Annotated in this window: 23 protein-coding genes and 1 riboswitch; of the genes, 12 read left to right on the forward strand and 11 right to left on the reverse strand. The window is 72.3% G+C overall.

All coding sequences use genetic code 11. The annotated features are described in order from the left end of the window. The first annotated feature begins 589 nt into the window (after positions 1 to 589). Together AB0O40_RS03815 and AB0O40_RS03820 are read left to right on the forward strand one after the other, a co-directional pair. A complete protein-coding gene (locus AB0O40_RS03815; protein ID WP_365035288.1) occupies positions 590 to 1,741 on the forward strand; it encodes a glycosyltransferase in 1,152 nt (383 codons plus the stop codon). Between the two features lie 154 nt (positions 1,742 to 1,895). Beyond that, positions 1,896 to 3,998, forward strand: a complete 2,103-nt coding sequence (locus tag AB0O40_RS03820; RefSeq protein ID WP_365035290.1) for a PA14 domain-containing protein — start codon at positions 1,896 to 1,898, stop codon at positions 3,996 to 3,998. Between the two features lie 68 nt (positions 3,999 to 4,066). Here the strand turns inward: AB0O40_RS03820 and thiC are convergent, their stop codons facing one another. Beyond that, positions 4,067 to 5,839, reverse strand: coding sequence for a phosphomethylpyrimidine synthase ThiC (gene thiC, locus AB0O40_RS03825; protein ID WP_365035291.1), 1,773 nt, complete (start codon positions 5,837 to 5,839; stop codon positions 4,067 to 4,069). After that, a riboswitch (TPP riboswitch) is annotated at positions 5,833 to 5,985 on the reverse strand. Its footprint overlaps the gene before it by 7 nt. A gap of 39 nt (positions 5,986 to 6,024) precedes the next feature. Here thiC and AB0O40_RS03830 point away from each other — a divergent pair. Then, entirely contained in the window at positions 6,025 to 7,530 is a 1,506-nt protein-coding gene (locus AB0O40_RS03830; protein WP_365035293.1) for a YibE/F family protein, read from the forward strand. Positions 7,531 to 7,643: 113 nt separating this feature from the next. Here the strand turns inward: AB0O40_RS03830 and AB0O40_RS03835 are convergent, their stop codons facing one another. The 4 genes from AB0O40_RS03835 to AB0O40_RS03850 all read right to left on the reverse strand — a co-directional run bounded on the left by AB0O40_RS03835 (position 7,644) and on the right by AB0O40_RS03850 (position 9,838). Then, complete coding sequence (locus AB0O40_RS03835; protein ID WP_365035295.1) at positions 7,644 to 8,099, reverse strand: SsgA family sporulation/cell division regulator; 456 nt, start codon at positions 8,097 to 8,099, stop codon at positions 7,644 to 7,646. A gap of 98 nt (positions 8,100 to 8,197) precedes the next feature. After that, positions 8,198 to 8,944, reverse strand: coding sequence for a helix-turn-helix domain-containing protein (locus AB0O40_RS03840; protein ID WP_365035297.1), 747 nt, complete (start codon positions 8,942 to 8,944; stop codon positions 8,198 to 8,200). Between the two features lie 238 nt (positions 8,945 to 9,182). Then, positions 9,183 to 9,401: a DUF5326 family protein gene (locus AB0O40_RS03845; RefSeq protein WP_365035443.1), complete on the reverse strand. Its 219-nt coding sequence runs from the start codon at positions 9,399 to 9,401 to the stop codon at positions 9,183 to 9,185. Positions 9,402 to 9,520: 119 nt separating this feature from the next. After that, complete coding sequence (locus tag AB0O40_RS03850) at positions 9,521 to 9,838, reverse strand: cupin domain-containing protein (protein ID WP_365035299.1); 318 nt, start codon at positions 9,836 to 9,838, stop codon at positions 9,521 to 9,523. A gap of 79 nt (positions 9,839 to 9,917) precedes the next feature. On the opposite strand from AB0O40_RS03850, the gene AB0O40_RS03855 reads away from it, so the two are divergent. The 4 genes from AB0O40_RS03855 to AB0O40_RS03870 all read left to right on the forward strand — a co-directional run bounded on the left by AB0O40_RS03855 (position 9,918) and on the right by AB0O40_RS03870 (position 13,081). Continuing rightward, complete coding sequence (locus AB0O40_RS03855) at positions 9,918 to 10,295, forward strand: phage holin family protein (protein WP_365035301.1); 378 nt, start codon at positions 9,918 to 9,920, stop codon at positions 10,293 to 10,295. Continuing rightward, entirely contained in the window at positions 10,296 to 11,465 is a 1,170-nt protein-coding gene (locus tag AB0O40_RS03860) for a cystathionine gamma-lyase (protein ID WP_365035302.1), read from the forward strand. 207 nt (positions 11,466 to 11,672) lie between these two features. Beyond that, positions 11,673 to 12,566 carry a LysR family transcriptional regulator gene (locus tag AB0O40_RS03865; protein ID WP_365035304.1) on the forward strand — a complete coding sequence of 298 codons (894 nt, stop codon included), beginning with the start codon at positions 11,673 to 11,675 and terminating at the stop codon, positions 12,564 to 12,566. A gap of 35 nt (positions 12,567 to 12,601) precedes the next feature. Then, entirely contained in the window at positions 12,602 to 13,081 is a 480-nt protein-coding gene (locus AB0O40_RS03870; protein WP_365035306.1) for an NUDIX hydrolase, read from the forward strand. A gap of 46 nt (positions 13,082 to 13,127) precedes the next feature. Here AB0O40_RS03870 and AB0O40_RS03875 read toward each other — a convergent pair whose 3' ends face one another. Together AB0O40_RS03875 and AB0O40_RS03880 are read right to left on the reverse strand one after the other, a co-directional pair. Next, on the reverse strand, positions 13,128 to 14,420 hold the full coding sequence (locus AB0O40_RS03875; protein ID WP_365035308.1) for a globin domain-containing protein: 1,293 nt from the start codon (positions 14,418 to 14,420) through the stop codon (positions 13,128 to 13,130). 143 nt (positions 14,421 to 14,563) lie between these two features. Further along, complete coding sequence (locus tag AB0O40_RS03880; RefSeq protein ID WP_365035310.1) at positions 14,564 to 15,214, reverse strand: HAD-IB family phosphatase; 651 nt, start codon at positions 15,212 to 15,214, stop codon at positions 14,564 to 14,566. A gap of 215 nt (positions 15,215 to 15,429) precedes the next feature. Between AB0O40_RS03880 and AB0O40_RS03885 the strand changes: the two genes are divergently transcribed. Both AB0O40_RS03885 and AB0O40_RS03890 read left to right on the forward strand, forming a co-directional pair. Further along, positions 15,430 to 16,305 carry a GNAT family N-acetyltransferase gene (locus AB0O40_RS03885; protein ID WP_365035312.1) on the forward strand — a complete coding sequence of 292 codons (876 nt, stop codon included), beginning with the start codon at positions 15,430 to 15,432 and terminating at the stop codon, positions 16,303 to 16,305. 87 nt (positions 16,306 to 16,392) lie between these two features. Next, positions 16,393 to 17,565 carry a winged helix DNA-binding domain-containing protein gene (locus AB0O40_RS03890; RefSeq protein WP_365035314.1) on the forward strand — a complete coding sequence of 391 codons (1,173 nt, stop codon included), beginning with the start codon at positions 16,393 to 16,395 and terminating at the stop codon, positions 17,563 to 17,565. A 51-nt stretch (positions 17,566 to 17,616) separates the two neighbouring features. On the opposite strand, the gene AB0O40_RS03895 is transcribed toward AB0O40_RS03890, so the two are convergent. The 3 genes from AB0O40_RS03895 to AB0O40_RS03905 all read right to left on the reverse strand — a co-directional run bounded on the left by AB0O40_RS03895 (position 17,617) and on the right by AB0O40_RS03905 (position 20,945). Beyond that, positions 17,617 to 19,005, reverse strand: coding sequence for a serine hydrolase domain-containing protein (locus AB0O40_RS03895; protein WP_365035315.1), 1,389 nt, complete (start codon positions 19,003 to 19,005; stop codon positions 17,617 to 17,619). 101 nt (positions 19,006 to 19,106) lie between these two features. Next, on the reverse strand, positions 19,107 to 19,775 hold the full coding sequence (locus AB0O40_RS03900; RefSeq protein WP_365035317.1) for a response regulator transcription factor: 669 nt from the start codon (positions 19,773 to 19,775) through the stop codon (positions 19,107 to 19,109). 24 nt (positions 19,776 to 19,799) lie between these two features. After that, entirely contained in the window at positions 19,800 to 20,945 is a 1,146-nt protein-coding gene (locus tag AB0O40_RS03905) for a histidine kinase (RefSeq protein ID WP_365035318.1), read from the reverse strand. A gap of 158 nt (positions 20,946 to 21,103) precedes the next feature. Here AB0O40_RS03905 and AB0O40_RS03910 point away from each other — a divergent pair, with 158 nt between their 5' ends. Together AB0O40_RS03910 and AB0O40_RS03915 are read left to right on the forward strand one after the other, a co-directional pair. Further along, on the forward strand, positions 21,104 to 21,322 hold the full coding sequence (locus AB0O40_RS03910) for a hypothetical protein (RefSeq protein ID WP_365035320.1): 219 nt from the start codon (positions 21,104 to 21,106) through the stop codon (positions 21,320 to 21,322). Positions 21,323 to 21,332: 10 nt separating this feature from the next. Further along, the gene (locus AB0O40_RS03915; protein ID WP_365035322.1) at positions 21,333 to 21,797 is read left to right on the forward strand and encodes a GNAT family N-acetyltransferase; all 465 of its coding nucleotides are present in this window, start codon (positions 21,333 to 21,335) and stop codon (positions 21,795 to 21,797) included. A 19-nt stretch (positions 21,798 to 21,816) separates the two neighbouring features. On the opposite strand, the gene dnaB is transcribed toward AB0O40_RS03915, so the two are convergent. Continuing rightward, entirely contained in the window at positions 21,817 to 23,280 is a 1,464-nt protein-coding gene (gene dnaB / locus AB0O40_RS03920) for a replicative DNA helicase (RefSeq protein WP_365035445.1), read from the reverse strand. 467 nt (positions 23,281 to 23,747) lie between these two features. Here dnaB and AB0O40_RS03925 point away from each other — a divergent pair, with 467 nt between their 5' ends. Further along, positions 23,748 to 25,085 (forward strand): MATE family efflux transporter, encoded by a 1,338-nt coding sequence (locus AB0O40_RS03925; protein ID WP_365035329.1) that lies wholly within the window; start codon positions 23,748 to 23,750, stop codon positions 25,083 to 25,085. Positions 25,086 to 25,136: the final 51 nt, after the last annotated feature.

Consider the following 25,136-nt stretch of genomic DNA (forward strand, 5'->3'; position numbering starts at 1 on the left):
CTCGCCCCTCGGCCCGGGCGGGCCGGTGGGACCGGTCGGGCCCGTGGGGCCGGTGGGGCCCTGGCACTTGTCGTGCCCGCCGCCACCGCCACCGTCGGGCAGCGCGTGGGCCCGGGGGCCGGGCCGCTTCTCGCAGCCCTCGCCTCCGCCACCGCCCGCCGGGGCCGCGTGCACGCCCGTGACCGGCCGGGCCACCGCCAGGACGGGGGCGGCCAGACCCGTCAGGACCAGGGACAGCGAGGCCAGGGCGCCGCCGGCCAGCCAGACCCGGTTGCGCGGGAGGGGACCGAGCGGTGATCTGGTCCGGTGCTCACGACTCACTGCGACGCTCCTTGGGAACGGGGCCCCGGCCGGCGGCTGCTGACGCCCCGGCGGGCGGTTTCGACGATTCCAGGCAGCTATTGACGGCCGTCGCCGGTTCCCCAAGCGGTTCTGCGGTCAGATCAACACATCGGCCTAGGTAACCCCCACCGATGGACGCGTCGGCCCCCCGCCCGGCCGGGTGCCCGGCGAGCCGCCGCCACCCGCGCCGTCCGCCTCCCTAACGTCACGGGGGACCTGTCAGGACGGCCACACCCGGGACGGCACCGTGCAGCCCACTGTCTGTCTGAACATGATCGTCAAGAACGAGGCCCCGACCATCCGGCGCTGCCTGGAGTCGGTACGCCCCCTGATCGACACCTGGGTCATCGTCGACACCGGCTCGACGGACGGCACCCAGGACGTCATCCGCGAGTGCTTCGCCGACCTGCCCGGCGAACTGCACGAGCGGCCCTGGAAGGGCTTCGACGGCAGCCGCTCCGAGGCGATCGACCTCGCCCGCGACCGCGCCGACTACCTGTTCTTCATCGACGGCGACGACGAGCTGGAGGTCCGGCCCGGCTTCCGCAGGCCGGCGCTGACCCTCGACTCGTACGCCGTCGCCCTGCACGACGGCCCGATCATCCACTGGCGGCCGGCCCTGGTCTCCACCCGGCTGCCCTGGCGGTACGTCGGGGTCCTCCACGAGTACATCGAGTGCGGCACCGAGCCCAGCCGGGGTGTGCTCGACGGCGCCCACATCCGGACCGTCGGCGGCGGGGCGCGGCTCCGGGAGGGCGGGCAGCGGCAGAAGTACCTGCGGGACGCGGAGATCCTCACGGAGGGGCTGGCCAAGGAGCCGGGGAACGCCCGGTACGCCTTCTACCTGGCGCAGAGCTGGCGCGACGCGGGCGAGCCGGAGAAGTCCCTGGCCGCCTACGACCACCGGGTCGCGCTGGGCGGCTGGGCCGAGGAGACATACTGCGCCCGGGTCTACGCCGCGCGCGCCGCGGCCGCGCTCGGCCGGCCGGCTGCCGAGGTGACGGACCGGTACCTGCGGGCGTACGAGAGCCGGCCCAGCCGCGCCGAGGCGCTGGGCGACCTGGCCCGGATCCACCGGACCGAGGGCCGGTGGCCGCTGGCCTACCTGTTCGCCCGGCAGGCGGTGCGGATCCCGTACCCGGAGGACATCCTGTTCGTCGAGTTCGAGTGGCACTCCTGGCGCGCGCTGGACGAACTGGCCGTGGCGGCCTACTGGACCGGCGCGTACGCCGAGTCGGCGGAGTGCTGCGAGCGGCTGCTCGCCGAGGGGAAGCTGCCGGCCGAGCACCGCGAGCGGGTCACCGCCAACCTCGACTTCGCCCGCCGGGGCCTGTCCGCCGCCGCCCTCGACGACGGCCCCCGCGCACCCGCGTCGGACCGGTCCGGCGTGCCCGCCTGACCGTCGCCGGCGCCGGTGGCAGCCGTCTCGAGGCCTGTCGCCGGCGTCGGTGGCAGCCCTCCAGAGGCCCTGGCCGGAAAGGTTCGGCACAACCAACGAAACGCGAACGCCGGGCGCATACAACCATCGTGGCGCCCGGCGGGTCTGCACCGGCATGAGACCTGCCACGCGTGTCCCGTCCCCCACCGGCCGACGCAGCCGTACCACCGCGGCCCTGGCCGCCTCCGTCGTCCTGGCGTCCACCGGCGGTCTGCTCGCCGGGGCCGCCGGGGCCGCCGAGGCCGCCGTGACCTGCGCCTCCCCGGTCTTCACCCGGACCTTCTTCGCCAACACCACGCTGACCGGCACCCCGAAGAAGACGGACTGCGACTCCGCGATCGACCAGAACTGGGGCTCGAAGGCCCCGGCCACCGGGCTGCCCGCCGACAACTTCGGCGTCCGCTGGACCCTCACCCGCGACTTCGGCTCCGGGGGCCCCTTCCGCTTCGCCGCCGAGACCCGGGACGGCATCCGGGTCTACCTGGACGGCGTCCGCAAGGCCGACCTGTGGAAGAACGTCTCCACCACGCAGAAGAAGACGGTCGACGTCACGATCCCGGCGGGCACCCACACCCTGCGGATCGACTACGCCAACTTCACCGGCCTGGCCAACGTGAAGTTCTCCTACGCCCCGCTGACCTCGGCCACCGTCGACAAGGTCAAGCCGCTGGTGCCCGCCGCCCCGGCCCTGACCTACTCCTCGTACCACGCCGCCCTCCGCTGGAGCGCCAACAAGGAGATGGACCTCGCCGGCTACCGCGTCTACCGCCGGGCCGACGGCGCCGCCTTCCCCGCCAAGCCGCTGGCGACCACCACCACCGCCGCGTACACCGACACCAGCCTCCCCCGGACCGGTGCGACCTACTTCTACGAGGTGCGCGCGGTCGACAAGGCGGGCAACGAATCGGCCGGCACCGCCGACAAGTCCGTCACCACGGCCGACCGGACCGCGCCCGCGGCCCCCCTGGGCGTGGACAAGAACTGGGCGATGGGGAACGTCGAGAAGGTCCAGCTGTTCTGGGCCTCCTCAACCGAGCCCGACGTCGTCGGCTTCCGCGTCTACCGCGCCACCTCGCGGACGGTGCCCGCCGTCCCGACGAACCTGGTCAGCGGCCCCACCCCGATCGGCTGGGCCTCGTACCAGGAGGCGGTGCCGCAGACCGGCGACTGGTACTACTACGTCGTCACCGCCGTCGACAGGGCGGGCAACGAGTCGGCCCCCTCGCTGCCGACGCAGGAGTTCATGACGCAGGACCGGACGCCCCCGGCCGAGACCGCGCTGAACGCCAGGGCCGTGGAGGACGAGCGGGGCGTCACCCTGAGCTGGGACCCCTCGGCCGCGAGCAGCGCCGACTTCGACGGCTACCAGGTCTGGCAGTCGAACGCGCCGCGCTCCGAGCACCAGAGCGTCCGCCTCGTCGGCGACCACGTCCGGGGCACGTCCTTCACGGACGTGGCGCCCGGGCCGGGCCGTACGTACTACTACTGGGTGACGGCCGTGGACCGCTCCGGCGTCCCGGGCACCCCGTCGGTGGAGATGCGGGTGCAGGTGCAGGGCAATACCACCGCGCCCGCCGCGGTGACCGGTGTGCAGGCGGCCCCGAAGGGCAACGGCGTCGCGCTGTCCTGGCACGCCCTGACCGAACCGGGCTTCCACCACTACGTCGTCCTGCGCGGCACGCAGACCGAGGGCCAGTGGACCTACCGGCCGCTCATCGACGACTGGACCAGCCGGCCCCGGGAGATCACCGGCACGCAGTACCTCGACCGCACTCCGGCCGACGGCGAGCAGGTCCGCTACGCCGTGGTCGCCGTCGACCAGTACGGCAACCAGCTGACGCCCGCCACGGGCGCCACGGTCACCGGCGTGACCGAGCTGGACCTGCGGCCGGACGCCGCCGCGACCCCGGCCCCCACCGGCGCACCGGTCGGGTACCTCAACGCCGCCATGGGCAACTCCGGCAGCCGGATCGGCTGGCTGGGCCTGACGCCCGAGGCCGACGCGGGCGGCCACAAGGCCACCGGCCTGCACGTCTACCGCTGGAACCCGGCCACCCGGGTCTTCGACCGGCTGACCGCGAAGCCGCTGGCGCGGACCGAGACCTCGTACTACGACGCGGTGCTCCCGGCGAGCACCACGGTCTTCTACCGCGTGACCGTGACCTTCGACGACGGGACGGAGTCGGGGGCCGGCGAGGTCTCCGTCGCCACCTACTGACGGAACCGGGACGGACCCGCGACTCCCCCCACAGGGTCGCGGGTCCGTCCCGTGGCAGTGCGTGCGGGTCAGTCCGCCAGCGGCAGGTAGACCCGGTTGCCCGAGGCGGCGAACTCGGCGGACTTCTCCGCCATGCCGGCCTGGATCTCCTCGGCCTTCAGGTCTCCGCCGTGCTCGCGGCGGATGTCCTGGGAGATCTTCATCGAGCAGAACTTCGGACCGCACATCGAGCAGAAGTGCGCGGTCTTGGCCGGCTCGGCGGGCAGCGTCTCGTCGTGGAACTCACGCGCCGTGTCGGGGTCCAGGGCCAGGTTGAACTGGTCCTCCCAGCGGAACTCGAAGCGGGCGTCCGACAGGGCGTCGTCCCACTCCTGGGCACCGGGGTGGCCCTTGGCCAGGTCGGCGGCGTGCGCGGCGATCTTGTAGGTGATCACACCGGTCTTGACGTCGTCCCGGTTGGGCAGGCCCAGGTGCTCCTTGGGCGTCACGTAGCAGAGCATGGCCGTGCCCCACCAGGCGATCATCGCGGCGCCGATGCCCGAGGTGATGTGGTCGTACGCCGGAGCGACGTCGGTGGTCAGCGGGCCGAGCGTGTAGAACGGCGCCTCCTCGCAGATCTCCTGCTGGAGGTCGATGTTCTCCTTGATCTTGTGCATCGGGACGTGGCCCGGGCCCTCGATCATCGTCTGGACGTTGTGCCGCTTGGCGATGGTGTTCAGCTCGCCCAGCGTGCGCAGCTCGGCGAACTGCGCCTCGTCGTTGGCGTCCGCGATGGAGCCGGGGCGCAGGCCGTCGCCCAGCGAGTACGTGACGTCGTACGTCGCGAGGATCTCGCAGAGCTCCTCGAAGTTCGTGTAGAGGAAGTTCTCCTTGTGGTGCGCCAGGCACCACGCGGCCATGATCGAGCCGCCGCGGGAGACGATGCCGGTCTTGCGGCGGGCGGTCAGCGGGACGTACGGCAGCAGCACGCCGGCGTGCACCGTCATGTAGTCCACGCCCTGCTCGGCCTGCTCGATGACCGTGTCCTTGTAGATCTCCCAGGTCAGGTCCTCGGCGCGGCCGTCGACCTTCTCCAGGGCCTGGTACAGGGGCACGGTGCCGATCGGGACCGGGGAGTTGCGCAGCACCCACTCGCGGGTGGTGTGGATGTTGCGGCCGGTGGAGAGGTCCATGACCGTGTCGGCGCCCCACTTGGTCGCCCAGGTCATCTTGTCGACCTCCTCCTCGATGGAGGAGGTGACCGCGGAGTTGCCGATGTTGGCGTTGACCTTCACCAGGAAGCGCTTGCCGATGATCATCGGCTCGATCTCCGGGTGGTTGACGTTCGCCGGGAGCACCGCGCGACCTGCGGCGATCTCCTCGCGGACGACCTCGGGGGAGACGTTCTCGCGGATCGCGACGTACTCCATCTCCGGGGTGATCTCGCCCCGGCGGGCGTACGCGAGCTGCGTGACGGCCTGGCCGCCCCGGCCGCGGCGGGGCTGCCGCGGGCGGCCCGGGAAGACCGCGTCGAGGTTCTTCAGGCCACCGCGCGGCGAGGTGTGCTTGATGCCGTCGTCCTCGGGGCGCACGGGACGGCCCGCGTACTCCTCGGTGTCGCCGCGACCGATGATCCAGTTCTCGCGGAGCGGGGCCAGGCCCCGGCGGACGTCGGTGTCGACGGCGGGGTCGGTGTACGGACCGGACGTGTCGTAGAGCGTGACGTCCTTGCCGTTGGTGAGGTGGACCTGTCGGACGGGCACCCGGAGGTCGGGGCGGGAGCCCACGACGTACCCCTTGTGCCAGCCCGGCGTGCGCTCGTCCTGGCTGGTGGCAGGCGTGCGTGCATCCTGAATGGTCATGAGACCTATCTCCCTACGCCGGCATTACCCGGTAACAGGTTCGGCGGTCGACGCAGCCTCCTCCCGTACCCGCTCGTCGTCCTCGACGCGCGTACGGTGATCAGCGCCCTCTCAGCCCGGTGCTCCGAGCTCCCGCGTTGTGCAAAGGTGCCCCCACGCTAGCGTCATCTGTGTGGCGCTGAACAGTGGGCCCCCTCATCTCTTGCGATGATCGGCCGGTGACCACCTCTCCGCAGCGCCCCAGGAACCCCGGCGACCACCCGGACCACTCCGACCGTGCGGGCCACGACGGGCACTCCGACCACAGTGGCCACGGGCACGGGGGACACGACGGTCACGGGCGCTCCGGACACGGCGGCCATGGAGGTCACGGCGGGCACGGGCACGGAGGCCACGGCGGGCACGGGCACGCGCACAGCCACGGACCGGCCGCGCCCGGCTCCCGGCACCTGCGCAAGGTCATCGCCGCCGTCCTGATCCCCTTCGCCGCGGCCGTGGTCATCGGCATGGCGGTGCTCTGGCCCGGCGGCACCCCCGACCACTCCCGGACCGGCGTCGGCTTCGACCGGCAGACCCAGCAGGGCCAAGTGGTCCGGCTGGAGCGGGTGGACTGCAAGGACGTCAACGCCGCACAGGTCCCGCCGACCGGGGACACCTCCACCCCCGAGGGCCGCGAGGCGGTGCAGTCGCAGAACGGGCAGTGCAAGAAGGCCACCGTCGAGGTGCGCAGCGGCCCCGACCGGGGCCGGACCTTCGTCGAGATCGTCCAGCCGGGCGCGCCCCGGCAGTTGAGCGACGGTCAGGAGGTCGTGGTGGCGTACGCGCCCGACGCTCCGCGGGATCTCCAGTACTCGGTGATCGACGTGAACCGGAAGCTGCCGCTGGCGCTGCTGGCCGGCATCTTCGCGGTGGCGGTGGTGCTGGTCGGCCGGCTGCGCGGGGTCACCGCGCTGATCGCGCTGGTGGTGAGCTTCGCGGTGCTGACGCTGTTCATCCTGCCGGCCATCCTCCAGGGGTCGAACCCGCTGCTGGTGGCGGTGGTCGGGGCCAGCGCGATCATGCTCATCGCGCTGTACATGTGCCACGGCCTGACGGCGCGCACCTCGGTGGCGGTGCTCGGCACCCTGGTCTCGCTGGTGCTGATCGGGCTGTTGGGCTCGCTCTTCATCGACTGGGCGTTCCTGAGCGGCAACACGGATGACAACACCGGCCTGATCCACGGCCTGTACCCGCACATCGACATGAGCGGCCTGCTGCTGGCGGGTGTGATCATCGGATCGCTCGGCGTGCTCGACGATGTGACGGTCACCCAGACCTCGGCGGTGTGGGAACTGCACCAGGCGGACCCGGCCATGGGCCCCCGGGACCTCTACCGGGCGGGCATCCGGATCGGCCGGGACCACATCGCCTCGGTGGTCAACACGCTGGTGCTGGCCTATGCGGGCGCGGCGCTGCCGCTGCTGCTGCTCTTCTCGATCGCCCAGAGCAGCGTGGGCACGGTGGCCAACAGCGAGCTGGTGGCGGAGGAGATCGTGCGGACCCTGGTCGGGTCGATCGGCCTGGTGGCCTCGGTGCCGGTGACCACGGCGCTGGCCGCGCTGGTGGTGTCGGCGGACCGGCCGGTGTCCCCGACCGCCACGCCCGCTGGGGTACCCGGGCGGGGCGGTCGGGGACGCCGGCGCAAGCGGTAGCCGTCCGCCGGACGGAGAGCGCGGAGGTCGGGACGTCCACCGGCCTCGGCTACGGAGGGTGATGATCGGCTCGGCGCGTCGGCTCGCCGGGCGGGCCTGCGGGCGGCCGGATTTCAGCCTGCGTTCTGCTCGTTCTGCCGGGTGCGGGTCTCGGCGAGGATCTTGTCCAGCGCCTCGTCCAGATTCCCCTCGAAATCACCGAGGTTGCGCTCCTGACCGAGCGGCACCAGCCGGTCGGTCCGGTCCAGGAACGCGATCAGCGGGGCCGCACCGGCCCTGAACAGGGCCCGGTCGCCGCCGACCTGGAGCCGGATGTGGACGTCGGACAGCTCCTCCGGATCGGTGGGGGAGATGTGCACATCGCCGTCACCGCACGGCTTGTTGATGCCGTCGAGCAGCAGCTCCCGGCCGAACGCCCAGGTCACGGGCGCGTCTCCGGGAAGGTGGAAGGTCAGGCGCACGGCGTAGGGGTCGCGTGCGTCGTACCGGAGCTCCACCGGGATCCGGAACGAAAGCTCCTCGGAAACGAGGAAGCTCATCATGACTTCTGCCTGTACCGACTCGCGCATTGCGTACCCCGCTGTTGTGAGAAGTGGCCAGGAATGATCCCCCAGGGCCCTCTTGACAAGAGTGGTGGAAGCGACCGCAGATCACAAGGAGTGAGATTTCAGATACTGATAGAGAACGAGAGTGAGCTCAACAGCGCGCCTACTTCACTCCGTAGCCGATCAACCACATAGAGCAACCGGTCCTGCTGGTCCAGGGGAAGGGAAATCGCCATGGTCGCGGCGGTGTCACCCGCTGTGATCGGGATGGCCGCGCAGACCGAGCCGAGGACGTACTCCTGACGCTCGATCACCGGCTGCATCCGGCCCATGGCGGCGATCCGCTGCTCGAGCGCCCGCAGGTCCCGGACGGTGTACGGGGTGATGGCCTCGACGGGATGCCGCGCGTAGTAGTCGCGCCGGGTCTGCTCGTCGAGCTGGGCGAGGAGGCACTGGCCGATGGCGTGGGCGTGCCCGGTGGCCCGGAAGTCGGCCCACTCCCGGACGGCGGGCATCTCGGGGGTGTCGCTGACCCCCACCACCTCGATCTCACCCGCGCGGAAGACCGCGAAGTAGACGGGTGCGCCGACCACTTCGCGGAAGTGCGCGAGGGAGTCGAGGATCATGATGCGACGTTTCTGCTGCAGTCCCCCACCGGCCAGCCGCCCGGCCGCATCGCCCAGCAGAAAGACTCCGCTCTCCCTGCGGAGGTAGCCCTCGTGCGTCAGGGTGCGGAGCAGGTGGTACGCGGTGGGGAGGGGCAGGCCGGCCTCGCGGGCCAGTTGTTTGGCGGGGGCTCCCTCGCTGTGCGCACCCGCGGCCTCGAGGAGTCTCAGCGCTCGCTGGACCGACCCGATCAGTGTCGGCACAGCGGCGTTGTGCACCGAAGACACAGCTCACCCCCAGGCGTGGCGGCGGGCCGCCTGGGGGCCAACCCTATCTGCGGGTTCCCCGGTCGCAGATGGTTTGGCGGGTCTCGTTCCCTCTCGTGGGCTAATCACCGGTCTGCCCGATTGCGGCGGGCAGACCGGTTGCGGCGGACCGGTCAGCGCAGGCCGGTCACAGCAGGGCGATCGCACAGGCCGGTCGCGGTGGACCGGCCGGTGACTACCAGTCGCCGTGCGCCGACTTCGTGCCCGCGCCGGTGAACTTGCGGACCACGAAGATCAGACCGCCGACCAGCGCGACGAAGAGGAGGGCCTTGAACACGAACCCGATCAGGGCGCCGAGGATGGTGGTGATGACCCCGCCGAAGACCATCAGCGCGAGCAGCGGGACCGCGATCCACTTCACCCACCAAGGCATGCCTGCGAATATCTCCCGGATGCCGTCCATTGCCTCTACCTCTTCCTCAGGTGTTTGCTTCCTGGCTTCGATGCTAGGAGTGCGGAAGGAAGAACGGGGGCCGCTGAGCCCTTGGAGTCCCCTGAGCTGACCCCTAGGGGTCAGCTCTCCGGCGGGGAGAACACCACCAGCACCTTCAGGTCCTCGGTGATGTGGTGGAACCGGTGCACCACCCCGGCCGGCACGTACACCACGCTGCCCCGCGCCACCGTCTCCGTCTCGTCCCCCACGGTGACCGAGGCCCGCCCGCTGACCACGAAGTACACCTCGTCCTGGCCGTGCGGCTGCTGCGGATCGGCCTGGCCGGCGTCCAGCGCGTACAGGCCCACGGACATGTTCCGTTCGCGGAGGAACTGGAGGTAGGCGCCCTGGTTGGCGGCGCGCTGCGCCTCCAGTTCCTCCAGCCGGAATGCCTTCATCTGCCTCTTGCCCCTTGTGTTCTCGGTTCCACTGTTCTGCTGATGTCCGTCACGGACCTTCTCTGCAACGATCAGACACATGACGAATTTCCTAGTCAAGACGCTCGCCAACTCGGCGGCCCTGGCCGTGGCCATCTGGCTGCTCGAGAAGATCACGCTGACCGGTGACAGCACCGGCAAGAAGGCCCTGACCCTCGTGCTCGTCGCGCTGGTCTTCGGCCTGGTCAACATCGTCGTCAAGCCGGTGGTGAAGCTCCTCTCCTTCCCCCTCTTCATCCTCACCCTGGGCCTGTTCACCCTCGTGGTGAACGCCCTGATGCTGCTGCTGACCTCGTGGATCTGCGACAAGCTCGACCTCAGCTTCCACGTCGAGGGCTTCTGGACCGCGGTGGTCGGCGGCCTGATCATCAGCGTCGTCTCCTGGGCCGTGAACGTCGCCCTGCCCGACGGCGACTGAGTGCGTACCCACCACGACGGCCCCGCGGCCGGAGCGACCGACGGCTACGGCGAGGGCACCCGCGCTGTGCGCGCCGGCCTGCCCGAGCCGGTCAAGAACGCCCCGACCCTGCCCGGCCCGGTCTTCGCGGCCCACTTCCACCTGCCCGGAGAGGTCGACGGGCCCTACACCTACGGCCGGGACACCAACCCGACCTGGACCCTGCTGGAACGCGCCATCGGCGAGCTGGAGGCCCCCGGGGAGGAGGTCGAGACGGTCGTCTTCGCCTCCGGCATGGCGGCCATCGCGGCGGTCCTGCTCTCCCAGGCCCGCTCCGGCGACACCGTGGTCCTGCCGGACGACGGCTACCAGGTGCTTCCCCTGGTCCGCGACCAGCTGGCGGCCTACGGCGTGCGGGTGCGCACCGCGCCCACCGCCGACGACGGCCAGCTGCACCACCTCGACGGCGCCCGGCTGCTCTGGCTGGAGACCCCGTCCAACCCGGGGCTGGACGTCTGCGACGTCCGCCGGCTCGCCGAGGCGGCGCACCGGGCCGGGGCCCTGGTCGCGGTGGACAACACCCTGGCCACCCCGCTCGGGCAGCGCCCGCTGGCACTCGGTGCGGACTTCGCCGTGGCCAGCGGCACCAAGGGACTGACCGGTCACGGCGACCTGCTGCTCGGCTACGTGGTCTGCCGGGACCCCGCCCTGGCGGCCCAGGTGCGCTCCTGGCGCAAGATCGTCGGTGCCATCCCGGGCCCCATGGAGGCCTGGCTGGCACACCGCTCCCTGGCCACCATCGCGCTGCGCAACCACCGGCAGTGGGCGAACGCCCTGGCGGTGGCCGAGGCGCTGGCCGGTAGGGACGAGGTACGGGGGCTGCGCTATCCCGGGCTGCCCGAGGACCCCTCGCACAAGATCGCGGCCCGTCAGATGCAGGGCTTCGGGGGCGTGGTGTCCTTCACCCTCCCCGACCGGGCCCACGCCGAGCGCTTCCTGGCCGCCGCACGGCTGGTCGAGGACGCGACCAGTTTTGGTGGAGTCCGCTCCACGGCCGAGCGCCGCGGACGGTGGGGCGGCGATGCCGTGCCCGAGGGTTTCATCCGCTTCTCGGCCGGGGTCGAGGACACCGACGACCTGGTGGCGGACGTGCTGCGCGCCCTGGACGCGGCGGCTGCACCGCAGGTCTGAGGCGCGGAGGGACGCTCCGAGCCTCCCCCCTCATGGCTCGGAGCGTCCTGGTCCCCCACCGGGTCACCAGGCGAAGAACCACGCCGACAAGGCTAGTTGACCCTGTGTCAGAGTCCAATCACAGGAACGACAGAGACCTATCGACATATTTATAGTGGGGAGTCTGCCGTCCGGGCGGCCGGGCGGAGCCACCAGAGAGGGGCTGCCATGGACCTGGCCCTCCTCCGTACCTTCGTCGCCGTGCACCGGGCCGGTTCGTTCACCCGGGCCGCCGCCCTGCTCGGACTCTCCCAGCCGGCCGTGACCTCGCAGATCCGCACCCTGGAGCGGCAACTCGGCCGCCCCCTCTTCCTGCGCCGGGCCCGGGGCGTGACCCCGACGGCCGTCGGGGACGAGCTGGCGCACCGGGCCGCCCCGCACCTGGACGCCCTGCTGGAGATCGCCGGGACGGACGCGGGGGCACCGCCCCGCACCCTGCACCTGGCCGGGCCGCCGGAGTTCGTCTCGCTACGGGTGCTGCCCGCCCTGACCGGGGGAGCCCTCGGGGCGGAGGGGGCGGTCCGCGCCGCGCTGCTGGCCGATCCCGAGGAGGTCCTGGAGGGGCTGGCCGCCGGCCATTACGACCTGGCCGTGACCACCGCCCGGCCGCGCGGCGGGCTGTTCGTCTCGGGCGCCCTGTGCGACGAGGAGCACGTCCTGGTCGCCGCCCCGCAGTGGGCGGCGTACGTCGACCCGGTGGCCCTGCGCGACAAGGGACCGGCCGCGCTGGACGGGGTGCCGCTGGTCGAGGTCCACGAATCCCTGCCGCTGGTCTCCCGGTACTGGACGGCCGTCTTCGACACCCGCCCGCCCGCCGCGGCCACGGTCGTGGTGCCGGACCTGCGCGCGGTGCTGGAGTGCGTGGCCGCCGGGGGCGGGCTCGCGGTCCTGCCGAAGTACCTGTGCGCGGCGGCCCTGGCGGAGCGGCGGGTGGTGGCCCTGCTGGAACCGCCGGTACCGCCCCTGCGCACCTACTTCCTCACGGCCCGCACCGGCACGCTCGGACTGCCGCATCTGGCCCGCGCCCAGCAGCGCCTGCTGGAGGCCGCCGCGGGCTGGTGAGTTTCAGACGCCCGGAACCGGGCCACTCTTTTCCCATGACCGAACGTCCCGTGGTCAAACGCACCGCCCGCGCCATCCTGCTCGACGGTGACGACCTGATCCTCATCAAGCGAACCAAGCCCGGAGTCGATCCCTACTGGCTCACCCCCGGAGGGGGCGTGGAGCCCGATGACACCACCGTCGTCGACGCACTGCACCGCGAGGTCCACGAAGAACTCGGGGCGAAGATCACCGACGTGGTGCCCTGTTTCGTGGACACCGTCGAGCACATCGCCGAGGGCGGTGTCACCGGCGTGAAGGTCCAGCACTTCTTCGTCTGCCGGCTGGAGTCCATGGACACCAGCCAGCGCCACGGCCCCGAGATCGACGAGCCCCAGGGCGAGTACGAGATCGTCCGGATCCCGTTCAGCCGGGTCGGCATCGCGGCCGTGCACCTCGTCCCGCTCTCCCTGCGGCACTACCTGGACGGGAACATCGAAGGCGTGCGCGCGATGCACGCCCCGGACCTGGGCTGAGGCGTCCGGCCCCGGGCCGGGAGGGCGCCGGGGCCGGTCCGGGGCGTCAGCCCGCCGCCACCAGCTCCTCCACCGCGTCGTGCCGGATCCGGTCGCGCGGGATGCCGATCCGCTCGAGGGCGTACACCCCGCTGCGGATCATCCCCGGCGGGCCGGAGAGGTAGGCGTCGTAGGAGTTCCAGGGCCCGTGCTCGCCGACGGCCTGGGGCAGTTGGCCGGTCAGCCCGTTGGAGACCACCGGTCGCACCGACAGCCAGGAGTGCGACTGCTGGAGGCCCAGCAGCGTGTCGATGTCGTACAGGTCGCCGTCGCGCCGGGCGCCGTAGAACACCTCCACCGGGCGGCGTTCGCCGTGCTCCGCCACGTCCTCGATCATCGCCTTGATCGGGGCTATGCCGGTGCCACCGCCCAGGCAGAGCATGCCGTTGTCGGTGGCGTGGTCCACGACCATCGAACCGGCCGGGGGCCCCAGCCGCAGCACGTCACCGGGGCGGGCGTGCCGGACCAGGGCGTTCGACACCCAGCCCGCGGGGACGGCCTTCACGTGGAACGACAGCAGGCCGTCCGAGCGGGGTGCCGAGGCGAAGGAGTAGTGCCGCCAGACCCGGGGCCACCAGGGCGTCTCCAGGCTCGTGTACTGGCCCGCGAGGAAGGGGTACGGCTGGTCGGGGCGGACGGTGACCACGGCGATGTCCGGGGTGCGCAGGTCGTGCGAGACCACCTCCGCCTGCCACCAGGCGGGCCGGAGCTGCTCGTCCTCGGCCGCCGCGTCGATCATGATCTGCGAGATGACGGTGTACGCCCGGACCCAGGCGGCCTCCGCCTCGGGGCCCCAGGTGTCGGCGGCGTACCGCGACAGCGCTCCGATCAGGGCCTCGCCCACGACCGGGTAATGCTCCGGCCGGGTGCCGTACTTGCGGTGCCCGCCGCCGAGCCGGCGCAGGTAGGGGGCGAGCACACCGGGGTTGTCGATGTGTTCCGCGGCGGTCAGCAGGGCCTTGAGGAGCCGGTCCCGCTGGACGTCCATGGCGGCGGGGAACAGCTCCCGCAGCTCGGGATGGCCGACGAAGACCAGGGCGTAGAAGTACGAGGTGACCTTGTCCGCGATGGGCTCGATCTCCGCCAGGGTCCGCCGGATGACCACGGCATCCGGTGAGGGCTCCGGGGAGACCGGTCCTGGGACGGGGAGTTCGCCGGCCGGTTCGGCCGGGGCCGGTTTCGGGGCGGCCGGGGACCGGGCCGGCGGTACGGCTGCTGCGGGAGCGGGCCGGGGTGACGAGCGGCCCACCTTGGGTATCTGGGCCACGCCTCTGGCCGGTCTGGTGGGCGGAGCGTCCATGCGGTGCCTCGCTTAAAAGCAACTCGGTCGGTCTGCGCGCGCCTCGGCCTCGAATCGGTGATTCCGGGCACTCGCAGAATGCCAGCCCCATACAGCACTTGGGGCAAAACGCGGAAACACCGCGTTTCGCTCCGGTTTTGCGGTTAGGATCCGGCACTCGCCTGTCGGGGCAGTGACGCGAGCCGGTAGGCCTCTCGAAGGTCGAGCCCCTGGTACACGTGCGTGGCCACGGCCGCCAGGTGCGGCCGCGCATTGACCGCGACGGAGACCGGAACGACCGCGAACAACTCCGCGTCCGTCATCGAATCCCCATAGGCAATGCAATCGTTCCGGGTCACCCCGAAACGGGCACACAGCCGGTCGGCCACCTCCACCTTCCGGGCGGGCGTCAGAATTCCGCTCGTGTCGAGAGGGAGGGTGAAGGGAACGGCCGGGAAGACCGAGCCGTGCGCGGCATGGGCTCCCCATTCCACGAGCAGTTCGACGAAGAAGGACGGGGAGAGGGACACCACGGCGCAGTAGTCGCCGCGCTCGCGGATCTCCTGCCAGACCTCCTTGATCCCGGCCAGCCACGGAGCACCGTCAAAAGCCGCCCGGACCTGGACCTCGGTGAGTTCCGCCCACAGGGACCGCAGGCGCTGGGCGAACTCGGGCGGCTCGATCCTGCGCTCACTGAACTCCTGCTCCAGCTCCGCGATCTCGACCGTGAGGCCGAGCTGGCGGGAGATCTCGACCGGCGCGGCGGATCCGTACATGAGAGTGCCGTCGAGGTCGAAGAGGTGCAGGGTGCTCATGCCAGCCGAGGCTAGACGTTCCGTTTCACGTGAAACACCATGTTTCGGTTTCACGTGAAACATGCCCGGGCTGTTTCGGGTAAGGCCGCTCTGGTCGCGGAATCGCCATGTTTCACGTGAAACATGGCGCCGAACCATGACGGAACGACCCCGTGGACCTGACGGAACCGCCAAATCCACTGGACGGGTGCGAGGCTCTTCGAGAGGGTGGCACGGTGACGACATCTGCCCTGGCCAACGCGACGATCCGACGTCTCACCGCAGGGGACGTCACCCACTGCGCCGACCTCTCCGAAGACCGCTCGTGGCCCCGCGAGGAACACAAATGGCGGCTCCTGCTCACCGCGGGCACCGGATTCGGGATCGACGCCCCCGACGGCAAGGGGCTCGCGGCCGCCTGCGTGGTCACCCGGTACGGCGATGCCCCGGACGCCCCCGACCTGGCGGCCATCGGCATGGTGCTGGTGGCCGAGCGCTTCGCCCGGCAGGGCCTGGGCCGCCGCCTGATGTCGTACGTCTGCGAGCAACTGGGGCCGGTACCGCTCACCCTGCACGCCACCCCGAACGGCCGGCCGCTCTACGAAGAGCTCGGTTTCACCACGCCGGGCCGCGCCGAGATGCTGATGGGCGAGTTCCGGGCCCTCGGGGACGAGACGGCGGAGGGCACCCGGCCGGCCACCGCCGACGACCTCCAGGCCATCCTCGAGCTCGACCGCGAGGTGTTCGGCACCGGCCGGATGCACATGATCACCCGGCTGCCCGCCTTCGCGGACCGGCTGGTGGTCGCCGAGGACCCCTCCGGCCGGCTGACCGGCTACGCCGCCGCCTGGCCCAACATGCACACCCATGTCGTCGGCCCCCTGATCGCCCGGGACACCGGGACGGCCAAGGCGCTGGTGAGCGCGCTGGCCGCGGGCGGGGACCGGCCGCTGCGCACCGATGTGGACGTACGCCACGAGGAACTACGGGACTGGCTCAAGGCCCGGGGGCTCGCCTCGATCACCTTCAACGCCGTGATGACCCGGGGCGTCCCGGACCTCCCCGGCGACTGGACCCGGCGCTTCGCGCCGCTGACGGTCGCGGCCGGCTGAGCCGGCCCGCCCGGCCCCGCTGACCGCTCACGGCCCGGACCCGCGAGGTCCGGGTACCTGTCGGCTCCCGACCCTACGATCCGGGGCATGACCAAGCACCCCACGCTCACCGACGCCGAGCGCCGCAACCGGCTGGGCCGGCGCCACCGGCTGGCCCCTTCGGCACGGGCGCGGACGGTCGCCGAGGCGGCGGACTCGGTGGTCGCCCTGCACGCCACGGACGCCGCGACGGTCTTCCTCTCCGCCCGGGCCCGCACCTCCGGTGCCGACGCCGCGTCGATGGAGGCGGAGTTCTACGACGAGGGCGCGCTGGTCCGGCTGCTGAGCATGCGCAACACCCTCTTCGCCGTCTCCCGCGAGCTGGCACCGTACGTGGACTCCTCCACCGCACGGGCCATCGCCGCCAAGGAGCGCCGGACCCTGCTCAAGCACCTCGCGGACGACGGCCAGGGCCTCGACGCGGCCTGGCTCGCCGCCGCGGAGGCCGCCGCGCTCGCCGCGCTGGACGCCCGGGGCCCCTCCACCGGCACCCAGCTGTCCGCCGCCGTGGCCGCCCTCCAGCAGAAGATCACCGTGTTCCGCGGGAAGTCGTACGAGGCCACCCAGGGCGTGGCCTCTCGGGTGATCCGGCTGCTGGCCGCCGACGGCCGCATCCGTCGGGACCGGCCCCGCGGGAGCTGGGTCTCCAGCCAGTTCCGCTGGACGCACACCGAGCCCTGGCCCGCGCTGCCCGCGGCGGAGGCCCGGGCCGAGCTGGCCCGCCGCTGGCTGCTCTCGTACGGCCCGGCCACCGAGGCCGACCTGAAGTGGTGGACCGGCTGGACGCTCACCGAGACCCGCAAGGCGCTGGCCGCCGCGGGAGCCGAGCCGGTCCGGTTGGAGGACGGCACCGCCGCCCTGGTCGCCCCGGGGGACACCGGCACCACCGCGGCCCCCGAGCCCTGGGCCGCCCTGCTGCCCGGGCTGGACCCCAGCGCGATGGGCTGGGCCGACCGGGGCTTCCACCTCGACCCCGCGCACCGGGCCGCGCTCTTCGACCGCGCCGGCAACATCGGACCCACCGTCTGGTGGAACGGCGCGATCGTGGGCGGCTGGGCCCAGCGTGCGGACGGCGAGGTGGTCTGGCGTCTGCTCACCGACCCGGGTGCCGAGGCCGGTGCGCTCATCGGGGCCGAGGCCGCCCGACTGGCCGAGTGGATCGGCGCGGCCCGGGTCACCCCGCGCTTCCGCACCCCGCTGGAACGCGAGCTTTCCGGCTGATCCGCGTCCCGGCCCCGGCGGACTGCCGGCCGCCGGGGCCGGGACGCTACGTCACAGGCCCTGGTCCGTGCCCCGCCAGCCCCGCGGGTCCACCCCGCCGGGAACCGGGGCGGCCGGGTCGTAGGGCGTCCGGGTGAAGACGAAGGAGCCGAGGTCCAGATGGCTCAGGCTGCCGTCCGGGCGCCGGACCGCGCGCAGGGTCTCGCCCGCGTAGTAGCCGTCCAGCCCGGTCCAGGTGCCGTCCGGCTCGGCCCGCAGCCGCGACCGCCGGCCGGCCGCCCCGACCGGGCCCAGCTCCACCCCGCCGTCCGCGGTCAGCCGCAGCAGCTGCGGGGAGGTGCCCCAGTACCAGGGGCCGGTCAACTCCAGGAGCTCCGGGGCCACGGCGGACACCGGACGCCAGGGCTCGGGGAAGCGCGGCTCCGCCTCCGCCACGATCGCGAGCAGGTCGGCGGCGGCGGTCGAGGCGGGCAGCCCCGAGGTGCAGTTGGCAACCACCACCGCGGCCAGCCCGTCGGCCTCGCTGGTCCACAGCCCGGCGACGAACCCGGGCAGCGAACCGCTGTGGCCCACCAGCAGCCGGTTCCCGGTGTTCAGGATCTGGAGCCCGAACCCGTACCCCGATCCGGCACCGCCCGGCTCCGGCGGCGCACCGGGCGCCCGCATCTCCCGCAGGCTGCTCGCACCGAGCACCCGGTCGTCGCCCGCGAGCAGGAAGGCGGCGAAGACCGCCAGGTCGCGGGTGGTGGACCAGAGCACGCCCGCCGGGGCCATCAGCCCGAGGTCCTCCAGCGGTTCGGGCATCATCACGTCCGCCCACGGATGCACCGCCCAGCCACCCGCGTGCGGAGCCTGCGGCAGGACGCTCGTCCGGTCCAGGCCCAGCGGCTCCAGCACCTCCGCCCGCAGCACCTCCGCCCAGGGGCGCCCGCGCACCGCCGCCACCAGCGAACCCAGCAGGGTGTAGCCCGGGTTGGAGTAGTGGTGCACCCGTCCGGGGACGTGCTTGAAGGGCTCCTCGCCCAGGACGTCGGCCAGTGCGGGCCGCAGCGTACCGGCGGAGCGCTCCCACCACTCGCCGGGCGACTCGGCCGCCAGACCGCCCGAGTGCGCCAGCAGCTGGGCGATGGTCACCTCGCCCGCGGCCGTGCCGGGCAGGTGCTTCTCCAGCGGGTCGGACAGGTCCAGCAGCCCCTCGTCGCGCAGCCGCATGACCAGCACGGCCGTGAAGGTCTTGGTGATCGAGCCGATGCGGTACTGGACGTCGCCGTCGGGGGCGTGGCCGTCGACGGAGGAGCGGGCGCCCTCCCAGACGGTCCGGCCGTCCCGGACCACGGCCGCCACCACCGAGGGCGCGCGGCCCTCCGACTGCGCCACGGCGATCCGGTGCAGCAGGGCGCGGCGGGTGGCGGGAAGGAGCTCTTCTGGTGCGGAAGTCATGCCCGCAGCTTCGCATTTCGGAGTGCCGGAAGCGTCCGGGTTTTTCCGGGCCCGCCATGCGGCGCGGCGGTGTCCCCGGCGCCGTCCTCGGCGCCGTCCGCTCAGAGCTCGCCGGCGTCGTTGACCAGCAGGGCGATCTGGACCCGGTTGTTCAGGCCGAGCTTGGCCATGATGCGCGAGACGTTGGTCTTGACCGTGGGGAGGCTCATGAACAGTTCGGCGGCGATCTCCGCGTTCGCCTTGCCCTCGCCGACGGCCACCGCCACCTCCCGCTCCCGGGCGCCCAGCGAGGCGAGCTGGTCCCGGGCCCGGGCCGCCCGGCCCAGCTGCCCCGGATCGCCGGAGACCTGGGCGATCAGCTGCCGGGTGACGGCCGGCGAGAGCACCGGCTCCCCCGCGACGACGCTGCGGACGGCCGCCACGATCTGCGCGGGCGGGGTGTGCTTGAGGACGAAGCCGCCGGCCCCGGCCCGCAGGGCCCGCAGCACGTGCTCGTCGGTGTTGAAGGTGGTGAGCACCAGCACCTGGGGCGGGTCCGCCCGGCGGCGCAGCTCCTCGGTGGCGGTGAGCCCGTCGACCCCCGGCATGCGGATGTCCATCAGGACGACGTCGGGGCTGAGCGCGTCCACCAGCGCGGGCACCTCCGAGCCGTCGGCAGCCTCACCGACCACCGTGATGTCCGGGGCGCCGCCGAGCATCAGCCGCAGTCCCGAGCGCACCAGCGCATCGTCGTCCACGAGCAGGACACGCACGGCAGCGGGGTCGTTCACCGCAGGCTCCTCGGATGGGGTCGGTCAGGACGAGGTGGAACGGGGTCGCACGGTCCACGGTAGCCAGACGTGGAGGCGGAACTCCGCGCCGGTGCCGCCGTGTTCCAGTCGTCCGCCGGCCAGCCGGACCCGTTCGGCCAGCCCGATCAGCCCGTGGCCGGCGCCCGGGATGGCCCGCTCGAGCGGGGCGCCGGGCAACGCGTTGCGCAGCTCCACGACCAGGCCCTCGCCCGGGGTGCCGCGCACGGTCACGGTGACCTCGGCGTCCGGGGCGTGCTTGCGGGCGTTGGTCAGGCCCTCCTGGACGGCCCGGTAGACGGCCCGGCCCAGGACCGCGGGGACCTCCGACGCCCCGGGCACGTCCTGGTCCAGCACCACGGGCGTGCCCGCGGCCCGGGACTCGGCGGCCAGCCGGGGCAGGTCGGCCAGGGTGGGCTGCGGCCGGTCGGTGCCCTCCGGGCCGGCCGGGTCCCGGAGCACCCCGATGATCTCGCGCAGGTCCTCCAGCGCCTGGTGGGCGCTGTCCCGGATCACCCCGGCCGCCCGCTGCACCTCCGCGGCCGGGGCGTCGGGGTGGTACTCCAGCGCTCCGGCGTGCACGCTCAGCAGGGAGAGCCGGTGGGCGAGCACGTCGTGCATCTCGCGGGCGATCTCCTCCCGGGCGGTGCGCTGGGCCTCCGACTCGGCCCGCTCGGCGCGCTCGTGCAGTTCCTCGACCAGGCGCCGCCGGGACCGGACGTACAGCCCCCAGCCGAAGGCGGCCGAGACCAGCGCGAAGTACACGACCCCCGAGGTCGCGACCGGCAGCGAGGGGTCGGGGTGCCGGATCAGGAACACCGGCAGCGGCAGGGCCGTCAGGAAGGCCACCAGGCGGGTGGTGCGCACCGGGCACCGGGAGGCGACGGTGAACAGCGCCACCAGCGTCGGGCCGGTCACGAAGTGCGAGAACGTCCCGGCGGCCACCAGCAGCACGGACAGCTGCACGGGGTAGCGGCGCCGCAGGAACAGCGCGGCGCAGGCGAGGCCCCCGGCGAGCTGGTCGTAGAAGAGGGCCGTCTCGGACAGCTCCCGGCCCGCCAGCGCCTCGTCGGCGGTGAGCACGGCGAAGACGGCCGCGAGGAGGAAGGCACCGAGGTCGGAGAGGCGGTCACGGACGCTCTGGCGGGTCATGTCCCGCAATCTACGACGCGGGACGGGGTGTTCCGGGGGCCCGGCCCGGGGCCGATACCTTCGGACGACAGCCCCGGCCGCAAGACGAGACCTTGGTCGCTGCGGCGGCGCCCGGCGCCCGATACCGGGCCGGCGGCGCGGTGCCTAGCGTCGGAGCCATGAAATCACTGCTCGGATTCGTCAGCTTCGTCCTGATCGCCGGTGGCGCCAGCGGCCTGGTCCACGAATGGTTCTCCGGCTTCCGCCTCTTCGGCTTCCTCCGCCACCTGGGCCCCGACGGCTACGAGGTCTACACGAACATCGTCCTCATCGTCCTGGGCATCGCCCTGGCCCTCCTCACCGACGCCCTGAAGACCCCGCCGAAGCCCACCTCCTAGGGTCAGGTGCATGACGGCACCCGCATCCCCCTTCGGACTCCGCCCCGCCACCCGCGCCGACCTGCCGGCGGTCCTCGCCCTGCTCTCGGCCGAGGACCGGGTGGTGGACCCGGCCTCGGTCACCGTGACCGAGGCCTACGAAACGGCCTTCGCCTCGATCACCGCGGACCCCCGCAACGAACTGCTGGTGCTGACCGACGGCGGCACGGTCCTGGGCTGCCTCCAGGTCACCTACATCCCCGGACTCGGCAAGGGGGGAGCGGAGCGCGCCCTGATCGAGGCGGTCCGGGTCCGCGCGGACCGCCGGGGCGCAGGGCTCGGCCGCATCCTGATGGAGCGGGCCGTGGCCCGCGCCCGGTCCCGCGGCTGCGGCCTGGTCCAGCTCACGAGCAACAAGTCCCGCACCGCGGCCCACCGCTTCTACGAGGGCCTGGGCTTCACCCGCTCCCACGACGGCTTCAAGCTCACCCTGTGAGCCGTCCGGCGGCGCCGGCCTAGGTGTTGGCCATGTCGACGAAGCGGGAGTAGTGGCCCTGGAAGGCGACGGTGATGGTTGCGGTGGGGCCGTTTCGGTGCTTGGCGACGATCAGGTCGGCCTCGCCGGCGCGGGGGGACTCCTTCTCGTAGGCGTCCTCGCGGTGCAGCAGGATGACCATGTCGGCGTCCTGCTCGATGGAGCCGGACTCACGCAGGTCGCTGACCATCGGCTTCTTGTCCGTGCGCTGCTCGGGGCCTCGGTTCAGCTGGGACAGCGCGATCACCGGCACCTCGAGCTCCTTCGCCAGCAGCTTGAGGTTTCGCGACATGTCCGAGACTTCCTGCTGACGGCTCTCGGGACGGCGGGCGCCGCCGGACTGCATCAGCTGGAGGTAGTCGATGACCACGAGCTGGAGGTCGCTGCGCTGCTTGAGCCGCCGGCACTTGGCCCGGATCTCCATCATCGACAGGTTCGGCGAGTCGTCGATGTAGAGCGGCGCGGCCGAGACGTCGGGCATCCGGCGCGCCAGCCGGGTCCAGTCGTCGTCGGTCATCGTGCCGGAGCGCATGTGGTGCAGCGCCACCCGCGCCTCGGCGGACAGCAGGCGCATCGCGATCTCGTTGCGGCCCATTTCGAGGGAGAAGATCACGCTGGGCAGGTTGGCCTTGATCGAGCAGGCCCGGGCGAAGTCCAGCGCGAGGGTGGACTTTCCCATGGCGGGACGGGCCGCGATGACGATCATCTGGCCCGGGTGCAGGCCGTTGGTCAGCGAGTCCAGGTCGGTGAAACCGGTCGGCACCCCGGACATCTGCCCGCTGCGCGAGCCGATCGCCTCGATCTCGTCGAGGGCGCCCTCCATGATGTCGCCGAGCGGCAGGTAGTCCTCGGAGGTCCGCTGCTCGGTGACGGCGTAGATCTCGGCCTGGGCGCTGTTGACGATCTCGTCGACGTCGCCGTCGGCCGCGTATCCCATCTGCGTGATCTTGGTGCCGGCGGCCACCAGCCGGCGCAGCACCGCCCGCTCGTGGACGATCTCGGCGTAGTACTCGGCGTTGGCCGCGGTCGGCACCGACTGCACGAGCGTGTGCAGGTACGAGCTGCCGCCGATCTTGGTGATCTCGCCGCGCTTGGTGAGCTCGGCGCCGACCGTGATCGGGTCGGCCGGCTCGCCCTTGGCGTACAGGTCCAGGATCGCCTGGTAGATCGTCTCGTGCGCGGGCCGGTAGAAGTCGTGGCCCTTCAGGACCTCGACCACGTCCGCGATGGCGTCCTTGGACAGCAGCATGCCGCCGAGCACGGACTGCTCGGCGTCGAGGTCCTGCGGGGGCACCCGCTCGAAGCCGCCCCCGCCGCCGTCCCAGGAGTCGCCCTCCCGGCCGCGCTCGTGCTGCTCGTCGCCGCGCCGGCCGCCCTCGTTGCGCCGGGGCCGGGAGACGGGAAGACGGTCGCTGGGCCCGCTGTCGGCCCAGGGGTCCTCCATGGGCTCGGGAATGCTCACCGGGCCGCCTCCTTCCGCCCGCGCTGCGGACCTCGCCGTGACAGTCCTTCTTACGCCACGGCCCTGACATTTCGAGCGCCCGAATCGCGTACTGAAGCACCTCCCGGCAGCAGCCGGGGAGAGTCGGGCAGACGGACAACGGTAGGCCCGTCGGCACCGTCAGCCAATCTGGTTATCCACAGGCTGTGTGGATGACGCGCCCAATGCTGTGGGTAACTCGCCGGATCCTGTGCACGAACCGGGGGACGGCACTGTGGACAAACTCATAGGGCGCTCTACCTCACACCATCTGACCTGCGATTTCGCCACCCGCCCCCTGTGCGAGAGAAAAACTTCGGCAGCGGTTTCAAGATCGCCGCCAACACCGCACGAACAGCGCTCCTGTCCACGGATTGGTAAGTGTCTAATGATGCTTGCGTCTATTACCTGTGGAAGATTAGATTGGGAGCATGACACAAGCGCCCGAGAGCCCGAAGGCCGCCCTCCGCGGGCACGACCGCGAGATCCTCGCACTGGCCGTTCCAGCCTTCGGAGCACTCGTCGCCGAACCGCTCTTCGTGCTGGCCGACAGCGCCATCGTGGGCCACCTCGGCACCCCCCAGCTCGCCGGGCTCGGGGTCGCCGCCGCCCTGCTCACCACCGCCGTCAGCATCTTCGTCTTCCTGGCCTACGCCACCACCGCCGCGGTCGCCCGCCGGGTCGGCGCCGGTGACCTCGGCGCCGCCATCCGCCAGGGCATGGACGGCATCTGGCTCGCCCTGCTGCTCGGCGCCGCCGTGATCGCGGTGGTGCTGCCCACCGCACCCTGGCTGGTCTCCCTGCTCGGCGCCTCCGACACGGCCGCCCCGTACGCCGTCACGTACCTGCGGATCTCCGCCCTGGGCATCCCAGCGATGCTGATGGTCCTGGCGGCCACCGGAGTCCTGCGCGGCCTCCAGGACACCCGTACGCCCCTGTACGTGGCCATCGGCGGCTTCGCCGCCAACGCCGGCCTGAACCTCGGCCTCGTCTACGGCGCCGGGCTCGGCATCGCCGGATCCGCCTGGGGAACCGTCCTGGCCCAGTACGGCATGGCCGCCGTGTACCTGCTGGTGGTCGTCCGCGGCGCCCGGCGGCACGGCGCCTCCCTGCGCCCCGACGCCGCCGGCATCCGGGCCTGTGCCCAGGCCGGGGTGCCCCTGCTGGTCCGCACGCTGTCGCTGCGGGCCGTCCTCATGATCGCCACCCTGGTCGCCGCCCGGCTCGGCGACGCCGACATCGCGGCCCACCAGATCCTGCTCTCCCTGTGGAGCCTGCTCGCCTTCGCCCTCGACGCCATCGCCATCGCCGGCCAGGCGATCATCGGCCGCTACCTGGGCGCCGGGGACACCGCCGGGGCCAAGGCCGTCTGCCGGCGCATGGTGCAGTGGGGCATCGCCTCGGGGGCCGTGCTCGGCCTGCTGGTGGTCCTGACCCGGCCGCTGTTCGTCCCGCTCTTCACCAGCGACCCCGGGGTCAAGGACGCCCTGCTCCCGGCGCTGCTCGTGATGGCGCTCTCCCAGCCCGTCGCCGGCATCGTCTTCGTCCTGGACGGCGTGCTGATGGGCGCCGGGGACGGCACGTACCTGGCCGGGGCCATGCTGGTGACCCTGGCGGTGTTCACCCCGGTCGCCCTGCTGGTACCCAGCCTCGGCGGGGGCCTGACCACACTGTGGTGGGCCATGACCCTGATGATGCTGGTCCGGATGGTCACCCTCCAGCTGCGCTCCCGTTCGGGCCGCTGGCTGGTCACCGGAGCCACCCGCTGAGCCGATGCCGGGGGCACCCCCAGTGACATCGGGGCCGATGTTTCACGTGAA

It is taken from the genome of Streptomyces sp. NPDC089919 (assembly GCF_040684615.1).
Taxonomy (GTDB): domain Bacteria; phylum Actinomycetota; class Actinomycetes; order Streptomycetales; family Streptomycetaceae; genus Streptomyces.

Excerpts from the sequence above, each read along its gene's own strand:
- AB0O40_RS03820 (WP_365035290.1), top strand. The coding sequence starts at position 1,896 with ATGAGACCTGCCACGCGTGTCCCGTCCCCCACCGGCCGACGCAGCCGT.
- AB0O40_RS03925 (WP_365035329.1), top strand. The coding sequence starts at position 23,748 with ATGACACAAGCGCCCGAGAGCCCGAAGGCCGCCCTCCGCGGGCACGAC.
- AB0O40_RS03865 (WP_365035304.1), top strand. The coding sequence starts at position 11,673 with ATGGACCTGGCCCTCCTCCGTACCTTCGTCGCCGTGCACCGGGCCGGT.
- AB0O40_RS03835 (WP_365035295.1), bottom strand. The coding sequence starts at position 8,099 with ATGCGCGAGTCGGTACAGGCAGAAGTCATGATGAGCTTCCTCGTTTCC.
- AB0O40_RS03880 (WP_365035310.1), bottom strand. The coding sequence starts at position 15,214 with ATGAGCACCCTGCACCTCTTCGACCTCGACGGCACTCTCATGTACGGA.
- AB0O40_RS03870 (WP_365035306.1), top strand. The coding sequence starts at position 12,602 with ATGACCGAACGTCCCGTGGTCAAACGCACCGCCCGCGCCATCCTGCTC.
- AB0O40_RS03890 (WP_365035314.1), top strand. The coding sequence starts at position 16,393 with ATGACCAAGCACCCCACGCTCACCGACGCCGAGCGCCGCAACCGGCTG.
- AB0O40_RS03915 (WP_365035322.1), top strand. The coding sequence starts at position 21,333 with ATGACGGCACCCGCATCCCCCTTCGGACTCCGCCCCGCCACCCGCGCC.
- thiC (WP_365035291.1), bottom strand. The coding sequence starts at position 5,839 with ATGACCATTCAGGATGCACGCACGCCTGCCACCAGCCAGGACGAGCGC.
- AB0O40_RS03910 (WP_365035320.1), top strand. The coding sequence starts at position 21,104 with ATGAAATCACTGCTCGGATTCGTCAGCTTCGTCCTGATCGCCGGTGGC.
- AB0O40_RS03850 (WP_365035299.1), bottom strand. The coding sequence starts at position 9,838 with ATGAAGGCATTCCGGCTGGAGGAACTGGAGGCGCAGCGCGCCGCCAAC.
- AB0O40_RS03905 (WP_365035318.1), bottom strand. The coding sequence starts at position 20,945 with ATGACCCGCCAGAGCGTCCGTGACCGCCTCTCCGACCTCGGTGCCTTC.
- AB0O40_RS03855 (WP_365035301.1), top strand. The coding sequence starts at position 9,918 with ATGACGAATTTCCTAGTCAAGACGCTCGCCAACTCGGCGGCCCTGGCC.
- AB0O40_RS03875 (WP_365035308.1), bottom strand. The coding sequence starts at position 14,420 with ATGGACGCTCCGCCCACCAGACCGGCCAGAGGCGTGGCCCAGATACCC.
- dnaB (WP_365035445.1), bottom strand. The coding sequence starts at position 23,280 with ATGGAGGACCCCTGGGCCGACAGCGGGCCCAGCGACCGTCTTCCCGTC.
- AB0O40_RS03895 (WP_365035315.1), bottom strand. The coding sequence starts at position 19,005 with ATGACTTCCGCACCAGAAGAGCTCCTTCCCGCCACCCGCCGCGCCCTG.